The 12,799-nt window shown below is 60.1% G+C and carries 9 protein-coding genes; 7 read left to right on the top strand and 2 right to left on the bottom strand.

Annotated elements, in window-relative coordinates; genetic code table 11:
- Window positions 1-333: 333 nt before the first annotated feature.
- The 7 genes from AB4N41_RS03725 (at window position 334) to AB4N41_RS03755 (ending at window position 10,370) form a co-directional block, all read left to right on the top strand.
- Entirely contained in the window at window positions 334-1,494 is a 1,161-nt protein-coding gene (locus AB4N41_RS03725) for an efflux RND transporter periplasmic adaptor subunit (RefSeq protein WP_252876875.1), read from the top strand.
- The gene (locus tag AB4N41_RS03730; protein WP_252876876.1) at window positions 1,491-4,604 is read left to right on the top strand and encodes a multidrug efflux RND transporter permease subunit; all 3,114 of its coding nucleotides are present in this window, start codon (window positions 1,491-1,493) and stop codon (window positions 4,602-4,604) included. The genes AB4N41_RS03725 and AB4N41_RS03730 overlap by 4 nt, the downstream gene beginning before the upstream one ends.
- Before the next feature lie 7 nt (window positions 4,605-4,611).
- Complete coding sequence (locus tag AB4N41_RS03735) at window positions 4,612-5,289, top strand: heavy metal response regulator transcription factor (RefSeq protein ID WP_016773287.1); 678 nt, start codon at window positions 4,612-4,614, stop codon at window positions 5,287-5,289.
- The gene (locus AB4N41_RS03740; protein WP_252868270.1) at window positions 5,279-6,643 is read left to right on the top strand and encodes a heavy metal sensor histidine kinase; all 1,365 of its coding nucleotides are present in this window, start codon (window positions 5,279-5,281) and stop codon (window positions 6,641-6,643) included. Before AB4N41_RS03735 ends, AB4N41_RS03740 begins: the two co-directional genes overlap by 11 nt.
- Window positions 6,644-6,942: 299 nt before the next feature.
- Window positions 6,943-7,164: a hypothetical protein gene (locus tag AB4N41_RS03745; RefSeq protein ID WP_016773285.1), complete on the top strand. Its 222-nt coding sequence runs from the start codon at window positions 6,943-6,945 to the stop codon at window positions 7,162-7,164.
- Window positions 7,165-7,358: 194 nt separating this feature from the next.
- Complete coding sequence (locus AB4N41_RS03750) at window positions 7,359-8,675, top strand: OprD family porin (protein WP_252876877.1); 1,317 nt, start codon at window positions 7,359-7,361, stop codon at window positions 8,673-8,675.
- A gap of 186 nt (window positions 8,676-8,861) precedes the next feature.
- Window positions 8,862-10,370 (top strand): sensor domain-containing diguanylate cyclase, encoded by a 1,509-nt coding sequence (locus AB4N41_RS03755; RefSeq protein WP_252876878.1) that lies wholly within the window; start codon window positions 8,862-8,864, stop codon window positions 10,368-10,370.
- Between the two features lie 148 nt (window positions 10,371-10,518).
- Here AB4N41_RS03755 and lpxC read toward each other — a convergent pair whose 3' ends face one another.
- Complete coding sequence (gene lpxC, locus AB4N41_RS03760) at window positions 10,519-11,430, bottom strand: UDP-3-O-acyl-N-acetylglucosamine deacetylase (protein WP_007916984.1); 912 nt, start codon at window positions 11,428-11,430, stop codon at window positions 10,519-10,521.
- Window positions 11,431-11,542: 112 nt separating this feature from the next.
- Window positions 11,543-12,739, bottom strand: a complete 1,197-nt coding sequence (gene ftsZ / locus AB4N41_RS03765) for a cell division protein FtsZ (protein ID WP_016773283.1) — start codon at window positions 12,737-12,739, stop codon at window positions 11,543-11,545.
- Window positions 12,740-12,799 lie beyond the last annotated feature (60 nt).

The raw sequence follows: 12,799 nt of genomic DNA on the forward strand, positions 1-12,799 counted from the left end.
CGGCATCTGAAGATTTGCACCGTGCGCTGAACGGTTTTCCCCTCCCCCTAACCCTCGCCCTGGGGAGGGGACAGACCGAGGTGTTTACTCGAGGTTCGCCGACATGGGATACCGAGTCGAACTCAGGTTCGAAAAGCCCACAAATCGGCTCCCTCTCCTTGGGGAGAGGGCTGGGGTGAGGGGCGAATCCAACACAAGACCATCGCCGCACACTGCTACTCCCCATCTATACAAACGAAACTGACAATCCTGACAGCCAGCCGTCACCCTGCCGACCGCCTGAGCGGTTTATAACTGGTCAATCTGCCCAAACTCCAGACTTCGGCGCCGCGCATGTCCATCCAGAAAAACAAAATCCTGCTGGCCACTCTCCTGATTCTGCTGGCAGCCGCCGGCCTGTGGTTCGCGCTGAAACCGGCGCCGGCCAAACTGGCCAGCCCGACCGCCATTCCTGTGCGGGTGGTGACGGTCAGCGCCAAAGACGTGCCGCGTTACACCAGCGGCATCGGCTCGGTGCTTTCGCTGCACAGCGTGGTGGTGCGTCCGCAGATCGACGGCATTCTGACGAAAATTCTGGTCAAGGAAGGCCAACGGGTCAAAGCAGGCGACCTGCTCGCCACCATTGACGACCGCTCGATCCGCGCCAGCCTCGACCAGGCCCGGGCGCAGTTGGGCGAGAGCCAGGCGCAGTTGCAGGTAGCGCTGGTCAATCTCAAGCGCTACAAACTGCTCAGCGTCGACGACGGCGTGTCGAAGCAGACCTTCGACCAGCAGCAAGCGCTGGTCAACCAGCTCAAAGCCACGGCACAAGGCAATCAGGCCTCGATCGATGCGGCGCAGGTGCAGCTGTCCTACACGCAGATTCGCTCGCCGGTCACCGGGCGCGTCGGTATTCGTACGGTCGATGAAGGCAACTTCCTGCGCATGACCGACACCCAGGGCCTGTTCACCGTCACGCAGATCGACCCGATCGCCGTCGAGTTCTCCCTGCCGCAGCAGATGCTGCCGACCCTGCAGAGCCTGATCAGCGACCCGCAACGCGCCCCGGTCAAGGCGTACATCGGAGCCGATACTGATGGCGAAACCGGCAATCTGCTCGGCGAAGGTCAGCTGACCCTGATCGACAATCAGATCAACGCCAACACCGGCACCATCCGCGCCAAGGCAGAATTCGCCAATGCCAGCCAGAAGCTCTGGCCGGGTTTGCTGGTGACGGTAAAAATTCAGACCGCTGTGGATAAAGACGCGCTGGTGGTTCCGCCCACCGTCGTACAGCGAGGCCTCGAACAACACTTCGTTTACCGCGTGAAGGACGACAAGGTAGAGGCGGTGCCGGTGCAAATGGTTTATCAGGGCAGCGGTCAGGACATCATCAAAGGCGTCAACGCCGGTGACGTACTGGTGACCGACGGCCAGTCGCGGCTCAAGCCCGGGGCGAGCGTGCAAGTCATGAGTGAGCCGCCGCAAGTGGTACAGGCGGAGCCCAAGCCATGAACTCGCACAAGGGCATCTCGACCTGGTGCATCGATCACCCGGTAGCGACGATTTTGCTGACGTTCGCTCTGGTACTGGTCGGCGTAATTGCCTTCCCGCGTTTGCCGATTGCGCCACTGCCGGAAGCGGAGTTTCCTACAATTCAAGTGTCGGCACAGTTGCCCGGCGCCAGCCCCGACACCATGGCTTCCTCGGTGGCGACGCCGCTGGAGGTGCAATTCAGCGCCATCCCCGGCATGACCCAGATGACCTCGAGCAGCGCGCTGGGCTCAACCCTGCTGACCTTGCAGTTCACTCTCGACAAAAGCATCGACACCGCCGCCCAGGAAGTGCAGGCGGCGATCAATACCGCCGCCGGCAAGTTGCCCAAAGACATGCCGACGCTGCCAACGTGGAAGAAGGTCAACCCGGCCGACAGCCCGGTGCTGATCCTCAGCGTCAGCTCGACGCAAATGCCCGGCACCGAACTCAGCGACCTGGTGGAAACCCTGCTCTCGCGTCAGATCAGCCAGATCGACGGCGTCGGCCAGATCAACATCACCGGTCAGCAACGCCCCGCGATCCGAGTGCAAGCCTCGGCGGACAAACTCGCGGCGATTGGCCTGACCCTGGCCGACATTCGGCTGGCGATTCAGCAGACCAGCCTCAACCTGGCCAAAGGTGCGCTGTACGGCGAGTCGAGCATTTCCACGTTGTCGACCAACGACCAGTTGTTCCACCCTGAGGACTACAGCCAGCTCATCGTTTCCTACAAGGATGGCGCCCCGGTTCACCTGCGCGATGTCGCCAAAGTCGTCAACGGTGCGGAAGATGCCTACGTGCAGGCCTGGGCCGGAGATCGACCCGGCGTGAATCTGGTGATTTTCCGCCAGCCCGGCGCCAACATCGTTGAAACCGTCGACCGCATTCAAGCCGCCCTGCCCGGCCTCGAAGCGATGCTGCCGGCCTCGGTGCAGGTGAAAACCCTGATCGACCGCACGCAGACCATTCGCGCCTCGCTGCATGAAGTGGAAATCACTTTGCTGATCGCGATCCTGTTGGTGGTCGCGGTCATGGCGCTGTTCCTGCGCCAGTTGTCGGCGACGCTGATTGTCTCGGCGGTGCTCGGTGTCTCGCTGATCGCCAGTTTCGCCCTGATGTACGTCCTCGGCTTCAGCCTGAACAACCTGACGTTGGTGGCGATCGTCGTCGCGGTCGGCTTCGTTGTGGACGATGCGATCGTGGTGGTGGAAAACATTCATCGCCATCTCGAGGCCGGTGACGATATGCGCGAGGCGGCGATCAAGGGAGCCGGCGAGATTGGCTTCACCGTCGTTTCGATCAGTTTCTCGCTGGTGGCGGCGTTTATTCCGCTGTTGTTCATGGGCGGTGTGGTCGGAAGATTGTTCAAGGAATTCGCCTTGACTGCGACATCGACCATCATGATTTCGGTGGTGGTGTCGCTGACGCTGGCGCCAACCCTTGCTGCACTGTACATGCGCAAACCGGTGCATCACGCCAGCGCCAAACCGGGTTTCAGCGAGCGCTTGCTCGGCTGGTACGAAAAAGGCCTGCGCCGCGCCCTCGATCATCAGAAATTGATGATTGGTGTGTTCGGCTTATCTTTGGCGCTGGCTGTTGCCGGTTACATCTTTATTCCCAAGGGTTTCTTTCCGGTGCAGGACACCGGATTTGTCCTCGGCACCACCGAAGCCGCTGCGGATATCTCCTACGGCGACATGGTGAAAAAACACTTGGCGATGGCCGAAATCGTTGCAGCCGATCCGGCGGTGCAGGCGTTCTCGCACTCGGTCGGGGTTTCCGGCAGCAACCAAACCATCGCCAACGGGCGCTTCTGGATCGCCCTGAAAAAACGTGGTGATCGCGATGTCAGCGCCAGCCAGTTCATCGATCGCATCCGCCCGCAACTGATGAAAGTCCCCGGCATCGTTCTGTATTTGCGCGCCGGGCAGGACATCAACCTCAGCTCCGGCCCGAGCCGTGCCCAGTATCAATACGTACTGAAGAGCAATGACGGCGCGACCCTCGCCACCTGGACCCAGCGCCTGACCGAGAAACTGCGCAGCAACCCGGCGTTTCGCGACATTTCCAACGATCTGCAACTGGGCGGCAGCATCACCCACATCAGCATCGATCGCAGCGCAGCGGCGCGTTTCGGCTTGACGGCAAGCGATGTCGACGAGGCGCTGTACGATGCGTTCGGCCAACGGCAGATCAATGAATTCCAGACTCAGGTCAATCAGTACAACGTGATTCTGGAACTGGATACCAAACAACGCGGCAAGGCCGAAAGCCTCAACTATTTTTACCTGCGCTCACCACTCAGTGGGGAAATGGTGCCGCTCTCGGCTCTGGCCCGATTCGACGCGCCGACCATCGGCCCGCTGTCGATTGCCCATGACGGTATGTTCCCCGCCGCCAATATGTCATTCAACCTCGCCCCCGGCGTGGCATTGGGCGATGCGGTGATTCAGCTCAATCAAGCCAAGGCCGAGATCGGCATGCCCATCGCGATCAGCGGCAATTTCCAGGGCGCGGCGCAGGCGTTCCAGAGTTCGCTGGCCAGCCAGCCATGGCTGATTCTGGCGGCGCTGGTGGCGGTGTACATCATTCTCGGCGTGCTTTATGAAAGCTTCGTGCATCCGCTGACGATCATTTCGACCCTGCCGGCAGCAGGCCTCGGCGCGGTGATCATGCTGTGGATCTGCGGCCAGGACTTTTCGATCATGGCGTTGATCGGTCTGGTGCTGCTGATCGGCATCGTCAAAAAGAACGGCATCCTGATGATCGACTTTGCGCTCGAGGCGCAGCGCCAGCGCGGCCTGGCGCCGCAGGAGGCGATTTTCGAAGCGTGCATCACCCGGTTCCGGCCAATCATCATGACCACCCTCGCCGCCCTGCTCGGCGCATTGCCGCTGATGCTCGGTTACGGCACCGGCGCCGAACTGCGCCAGCCGTTGGGCATTGCCGTGGTCGGTGGTTTGCTGGTCAGCCAGATGCTGACGCTGTTCACCACGCCGGTCATATACTTATGGCTCGAGCGGCTGTTTCACCGGCACTCACACCCACCAGCCCCAACGCCCGCAACGGCACTGGCGACCACAGACTGAGGCGGTCATGCGCGTTCTGATTATCGAAGACGAAGAAAAAACCGCGGACTATCTGCACCGGGGCCTGACCGAACAGGGCTATACCGTGGACCTTGCCCGCGACGGCGTCGAAGGCCTGCATCTGGCGCTGGAATGCGATTACGCCGTGATCGTCCTCGACGTCATGTTGCCGGGGCTCGATGGCTTCGGCGTACTGCGCGCATTGCGTGCGCGCAAGCAGACCCCGGTGATCATGCTCACCGCCCGCGAGCGCGTCGAAGATCGGATAAAGGGCCTGCGCGACGGCGCCGACGATTATCTCGGCAAACCGTTTTCCTTTCTCGAACTGGTCGCCCGCCTGCAAGCGCTGACCCGGCGCAGCGGCGGCCACGAACCGGTGCAAGTGACCATCGCCGACCTGTGGATCGATTTGATCAGCCGCAAGGCCACCCGCGCCGGCACGCGCCTGGACCTGACGGCGAAAGAATTTTCCCTGCTCAGTGTGCTCGCCCGGCGCCAAGGCGAAATTCTCTCGAAAACCGCCATCGCGGAAATGGTCTGGGACATCAATTTCGACAGTGACGCCAACGTCGTCGAAGTCGCGATCAAACGCCTGCGCGCCAAGCTCGACGGGCCGTTCAACGAAAAACTGCTGCACACCATTCGCGGCATGGGTTATGTGCTGGAGAGCCGTGGTGTCCAGTAACTCGATTGCCTTGCGCCTGAGCGGCATGTTCACGCTGGTGGCGCTGGTGGTGTTTCTGTTAATTGGCGGCGCGCTGTATCAACAGGTCGACAAGGGCTTGGGATTGTTGCCCGAAGCCGAGCTGGATGCGCGGTACAGCGTGCTCGAATCCACCGTCGGGCGTTACGGCACGCCGGAGCATTGGGTGAAGATCAACAACAAGCTCAAACTGCTCGGCGAGGAAGACAAGCGCATCAGTTTCTGGATCAGCAGCGGTGATCCGCGCTACGAATACGGCAATCTCACCCCGCAGATTCGTGCCGCCATCAATGGCCCGTTGGGCATGCACGATCTGCAACTGCCCGATCAACCCTACCCACTGAAAGTGCTGGTCAGTCAGTTCCCCGCCAAGGATCAGCGCCCGCCGCTGCGCTTCATGATCGGCATCGACACCGAGACGCTGCATCAGACCCAGCATCACTTGCTCATCGCCCTGATCAGTCTGGCGATTGTCGGGGTGCTGCTGGCCTCGGCATTGGGCTATTGGGTCGCAAGAATCGGTCTGAAGCCGTTGATCAAACTGTCGCAGGAAGCCCAGCGTCTGGCACCACCACTGCGCGCCGGGCGCTTGCGTCTGTCGCCGCTGCCGCCGGAACTGGAGCAGTTTGTCGAATCGTTCAACTCAACTCTGGAACGGGTTGAACTGGCCTATTCGCGGCTGGAATCGTTCAACGCCGACGTCGCCCATGAACTGCGTTCGCCGCTGACCAACCTGATCGGCCAGACCCAGGTCGCACTGACTCGCGGGCGCTCCGCCGAACACTATTTCGAAGTGCTGCAATCCAATCTCGAAGAGCTTGAGCGACTGCGCTCGATCATCAACGACATGCTGTTTCTGGCCAGCGCCGATCAGGGCAACAAGGCGACCAAACTGACCTCGACGTCACTGGCTGATGAGGTGGCGACGACACTGGACTATCTGGATTTCATTCTTGAGGACGCGCAGGTTGAAGTGCAGGTCAGCGGCGATGCGCAAGTGCAAATCGAGGTCGCGCACCTGCGCCGGGCGTTGATCAACTTGCTCAGCAACGCGGTGCAGCATACCGATCCGGGCCAGGTGATCGAGGTGCGCATCGAGGTTGAAGAACACCAGGTGAGCATTGGCGTGGCCAATCCCGGGACGCCGATTGCCAGCGAGCATCTGCCGAGGTTGTTCGAACGGTTTTATCGGGTCGATGCCTCGCGTAGCAACAGCGGCAATAACCACGGCCTGGGGCTGGCGATCGTCAAGGCGATTGCGCTGATGCATGGCGGGGATGTGTTTGTGCGCAGTGATCGGGGCATGAACACCTTTGGCATCCATCTCCCGGTCTGAATGCTCAGCCAAGCCCTGTGGCGAGGGGATTTATCCCCGCTCGGCTGCGCAGCAGTCGCAAATCCTGTGCACAAGGTCCAAGAATCTTTGAGGCTGGAATTCTTGGGGCCGCTTCGCAGCCCAACGGGGATAAATCCCCTCGCCACAGGCCACCATCACGCACAGACCGGGTTGTTACCCGTGCCGATCTTTGCTTTTGCTGTAACAGTCATTTATGAAAATCGCGCTGTTTCCCAACCCCCGGCAACCTTATCTTTGCCCGCACCAAACAGCACTCGCCAAGCGAGAAGGTTTTCAAGATGTCCAACAGTATGGGTATTGCCAGCGCATTCGTTTTGTCCTCATTGATCCTGTCGCCGATGGCGATGGCTGAAGAATCGCAAGCGTTCGTGGCGCACAACGTCGCGCGCGCACAGGCATTCGATCAGCATCAGGCCGAAGTGATGGCCAAGGCTCAAGACGCGACGCAATCCCCGCAGGCCGCTACTTCCCAGGCTCAAGCGCTCGAGAAAGACAGCTGAGTCGCACCGCGAAAGGTTTCCCTCGACGCGGTTGTTTGGCTCTTCCCGTTCAACCGTCGTCACTCCAGGCCGCTGCCATTCAGCGGCCTTTTTTCGTTGTGGTCTGAAAGCCGTCTGGCGCGTCTGAAAAAACAAGAAACATCAAGCCGCTCATGAACCAGAGCGGCCCGCTGACCCAAGGAGCTCCACCGCACGTGTTTTACCCTGCCTGCCTCACCCCGCTGTTCATTGCAATTGCCGCAACGATTGCTTCCGCCGCCCACGCCGACGAGCTCGCTGAACAAAGTTTCGTCGAAGGCTCAAGCCTCAGCCTCAATGCCCGCAACTACTACATGAATCGCAACCGCTTGCAGAAAGCGGACGACAACATTGAATGGGGGCAAGGTTTTCTCGGGGTTTTCGAATCGGGTTATACCGAAGGCACGGTCGGCTTCGGCGTCGATGCTCATGCCATGCTCGGCTTGAAACTCGATGGCGGAGGCGGTACCGACGGTTCGAGCATCCTGCCGATCAGCGACGGCAACGGCAAAGCGCCGGGCTCGTTTTCAACCGCCGGCGGGACCCTGAAGCTGCGAGCATTCGATACCGAACTGAAGGCCGGTGACCAGTTCCTCACCAACCCGGTGATTGCCGGCGGCGACACGCGGATGCTGCCGCAGACCTTTCGTGGCATCAGCCTGAGTAACCGCAGCTTCGACGGCTGGCTGATCGAAGGTGGCCAGGCCAGTTTCACCAAGCCGTATAACCAGAGCGGTCATACCCGAATCGGCACGTCCTACGGCACGCTCGCCGATGGCGATGACAGCCAACACTTGAACTGGGCCGGAGTGGCCTGGAGCGGCGTTGAAGGCCTGACGAGCAGCCTTTACGCGTCCGAGCTCAAGGACATCTGGAACCAGTACTACTACGACCTCGACTACACCTGGCACTTGAACGATGTGATAAGCCTCAACCCGGGCGTGCACTTCTACCACACGCAAGACACCGGTGATGCGCTGCTCGGCGATATCGACAACAACACCTGGAGCGCGCATCTCACCGTCGGCATCGGCAGCCACAGCGTCACTGCCGCCTATCAGCGGGTCAACGGCAACACGCCGTTCGACTACATCAGCCAGGGCGACAGCGTTTACCTCGACAACTCGCAGCAGTATTCGGACTTCAACGGCCCGAACGAACGCTCCTGGAAGCTCAAGTACGCTTACGACTTCACTGGCCTCGGCATGCCCGGATTGACCTCGGCGCTGTCCTATTCACGCGGCACGGTGGATCTGACCAAAGCCGACCCGAACAGCGCAGGCTATTCCAGCTGGTACAGCGCCGACGGCCATAACGCCAAGCATTGGGAACGCGACATCGATTTGCAGTACGTCGTGCAAAGCGGCCAGGCCAAGGATCTCGCGGTGCGCCTGCAATGGGCCACCAACCGTGGCGGCAACGGCTACGGCGCGATTGATTCGGATACAGATGAATACCGCGTGATCATCGACTACCCGGTCGACGTCTTCTAAGATCGGCGCTGCGTTTTTCAGATCCTGTGATCTACCCTGTGGGGAGCGAGCCTGCTCGCGAAAGCTGATTGTCAGTCAACATCTGTGTTGAATGACACACCGCTTTCGCGAGCAGGCTCGCTCCCACAGGTTCGTCCGGCGTCAGCCCAACTAAGCTTATGAAACCACTCCAACCGGCTCCCCATCATGATCGCCAGCCGCACGCCCTCCATCACAGGCCTTACCGGTCGCCCCGAGCGCCTGCTGATCCTTGGCAGCCTGTTGACCGTGATTGCGATGGTGTGCATCGTCACCTTCCTGCTGATCCGCGAGTACGCCAGTGCGCAGGAAACCGCCACCCGTCGCGCCACCACGATTGCGCAATTGATCGATGCCGATGTGCTGCGCACCGTCGAGCTGTACGACCTGACGCTGCAAGGCCTGATCGCCGCCGCTCAGCGTGACGACCTGCAGAACGTCTCGCCGCAGATCCGTCATCTGGCACTGTTCGATCGCTCTGCCACCGCGCGTTTCAAGGGCGACATCCTCCTGCTCGACAAGCATGGCGAGGTGATCGCCGACTCCTCGCGCATCGAACCGAAACCGGGCAATTTCGCCGACCGCGATTATTTCCTCGCCCATGCGTTCAACCGTGACATGGGCATGTTCATCAGCCGCCCGTTCAAGACCCGTTGCGATTGTGAAGAAGCCGATCAGTGGCGCATCAGCTTCAGCCGGCGCATCTCCGCGCAGACCGGTGAATTCCTCGGCGTAGCGGTGGCGTCGCTGAAACTCGACTACTTCGACGACCTGTTCAAAAGCCTCGACATCGGCACCGACAGCACACTGAACATCATCAACAGCGATGGCGTGCTGCTCGCGCAGAAGCCCTATTTGCAAAGCGATTCGGTCGGCAAGAGTTTCGGCAACCGGCCCAACGTCGTGCGGATTCTCAACGATCGCGATGGCAGCGGCAGTTTCACCAGTACCTCGAGCATGGATAAACAACGCCGGCTCTATACCTACTCGCGGGTGGGCAATCTGCCGTTGACGGTGATGGTCGCGCTGTCCAGCGAGGAGGTGTTCGGCACTTGGCGGCGCACGGCGATCCTGATCAGCGGCGCCACCGGCGTCTTGTGCCTGGGGCTGTTGTGGCTGACCTGGCTGCTCGCTCGGGAACTGCGTTTGCGCCATCGCGCCGAACGCGAACTGGCGCAACTGGCTGCCACCGATGATCTGACCGGCGTTGCCAACCGACGCATGCTCGACCAGACCCTGCGCCACGAATGGTTCCGCGCGCAGCGCTCCGGCCAGCCGCTGTCGGTGATGATGATCGATGCTGACCACTTCAAGGCCTTCAATGACCGCCATGGCCATCAGGCTGGGGATCAGGTGTTGCGCGAACTGGCCAAGGTAATCACCGCGAACGTGCGGCGCCCGGCGGATTTGGTCGCGCGGTATGGCGGTGAAGAATTTTCGGTGATTCTCGCCGAGACCGACAGCGCCGGGGCGCAGCAGATCGCCGAGCAGATTCGCCGGGCTGTGGAAAACTTGCCCTGGGTTGAAGGCGCTGAGCGGGCGATGACGGTGAGTATCGGCATCGCCACATGGACGACGGCGAGCGAGATGACCCTGGAGCAGTTGCTGTTTGCGGCGGACAAGGCGCTGTATCAGGCCAAGGAAGGCGGGCGTAATCGCATTGTAGTGTCAGTTTAAAGTCAAAAGATCGCAGCCTTTTGCAGCTCCTACATCTGGAATGTGTTCCCCTGTAGGAGCTGCCGAAGGCTGCGATCTTTTGCTTTTGAAAGGGCATAAAAAAAGGCCATCCGAGGATGGCCTTCAAAAAACTAGAGAGGTTTTTTACTTACACCGCCGCAACCGGGCGCATGTAAGAGATTGGTGCGGTGCTGGCGTCTTCGAACGTCACCACTTCCCAAGCGTCTGTCTGCTCAATCAATTTGCGCAGCAGCTGGTTGTTCAGTGCATGACCGGACTTGAAGCCTTTGAACTCACCAATCAGGCTGTTGCCCAGCAGGTACAGGTCGCCAATCGCGTCGAGGATCTTGTGTTTGACGAATTCGTCTTCATAACGAAGGCCGTCTTCGTTCAACACGCCATCAGCGTCGACCACGATCGCGTTTTCCACGCTGCCGCCGAGTGCGAGGTTGTGCTTGCGCAGGTACTCGATGTCACTCATGAAACCAAAGGTACGGGCGCGACTGACTTCTTTTACGAACGAAGTGCTGGAAAAATCCACGCTTGCACTCTGGGTGCGGTCCCGGAATACCGGGTGATCGAAATCGATCTCGAAGCTCACCTTGAAGCCTTCGAAAGGGACGAAAGTGGCGCGCTTGTCGCCGTCTTCCACTGTCACTTCACGCAGGATGCGGATGAATTTCTTGGCGGCGTCCTGTTCTTCCAGGCCTGCCGATTGAATCAGGAATACGAAGGGTCCAGCGCTGCCATCCATGATCGGGACTTCGGACGCGGAGAGCTCGACGTAGGCGTTATCGATGCCCAGGCCAGCCATGGCCGAGAGCAAGTGCTCTACCGTGTCCACTTTGACGTCGCCATTGATCAGCGTCGTCGACATAGTGGTTTCACCGACGTTTTCCGCGCGGGCAGGAATCTGCACCACAGGGTCGAGGTCAGCGCGACAAAACACAATGCCAGTGTCGACAGGCGCAGGCTTGAGGGTCAGATAGACCTTCTCGCCGGAATGCAGGCCTACACCTGTGGCACGGATAATATTTTTCAGTGTGCGTTGTTTAATCATGGCTTGGGCCGCTTCAGCGCAAATTGCGAACTGGTATCAACAAAGGCTGGCGATGATAGCAGACCATGCCTTTGCTGAACACCAATCACCTTCATAGCCCTGATACATTCCATCAATCGGCCTGACGACGCAGGAATGCCGGAATGTCCAGGTAATCCAGGTCATCCTGCGGATTCATCTTCGCGGCAGCCGCAGCACCGGCCTGAGCCTGGTTGCGCATGACGGTCGGACGGTCCAGATCACGGTAGTTCACCGCTGGCTGCTCCTGACGGGCCGGAGCCGGTTGTTGCACCTGCGCCGAAGCCATGGAGGTGTGAACGGTGTTGTCGATGACCTTTACAGGCTTCTCGATTTTCGCGCCCAGACCGGTGGCAACCACAGTCACGTGCAGCTCGTCGCGCATGTCCGGATCGATAACGGTACCGACCTTGACCATCGCGTGCTCGGAAGCGAAGGCTTCGATGATCGAACCCACGTCGGAGTACTCACCCAGGGACAGGTCAGGACCGGCGGTGATGTTCACCAGAATGCCGCGCGCGCCTTGCAGGTTGACGTCTTCCAGCAGCGGGTTGCGGATTGCCGCTTCGGTGGCTTCACGTGCACGATTCGGACCGCTGGCGCAGCCAGTGCCCATCATCGCCATGCCCATTTCGCTCATCACGGTGCGTACGTCGGCGAAGTCGACGTTGATCATGCCCGGACGCTTGATGATGTCGGAGATACCGCGAACGGCACCGGCCAGGACATCGTCAGCCTTGGCGAAAGCCGACAACAGGCTTGCGTCTTTGCCGAGAATGGTCAGCAGTTTTTCGTTCGGAATGGTGATCAGCGAGTCGACGCTTTCCGAAAGCATGCGAATGCCTTCGTCGGCGATCTGCATACGCTTGCGGCCTTCGAACGGGAACGGACGGGTCACGACCGCAACGGTCAGGATGCCCATTTCCTTGGCCACTTCGGCGATGATCGGCGCTGCACCGGTACCGGTACCGCCGCCCATGCCGGTGGTGATGAACACCATGTTGGTGCCAGCCAGGACTTCAGCGATGCGCTCGCGGTCTTCCAGAGCGGCTTGACGGCCGACTTCCGGGTTGGCGCCGGCACCCAGGCCTTTGGTCACGCCGGTGCCCAGTTGCAGGATGGTCCGCGCGCCGATGTTTTTCAGCGCTTGAGCATCGGTGTTGGCGCAGATGAACTCAACGCCTTCGATGTTGCTCTTGACCATGTGATTGACAGCGTTGCCGCCGCCACCGCCGACACCGATAACTTTGATTACCGGGCTTGCGGGGATGTTGTCTACGAGTTCGAACATTTTCCCTCTCCTTACATTCTCTAGTTTTTTCGCCTACTGCTGTTTGTAGCGGTGTTGCGG

Source organism: Pseudomonas sp. S2_A10, assembly GCF_054668465.1.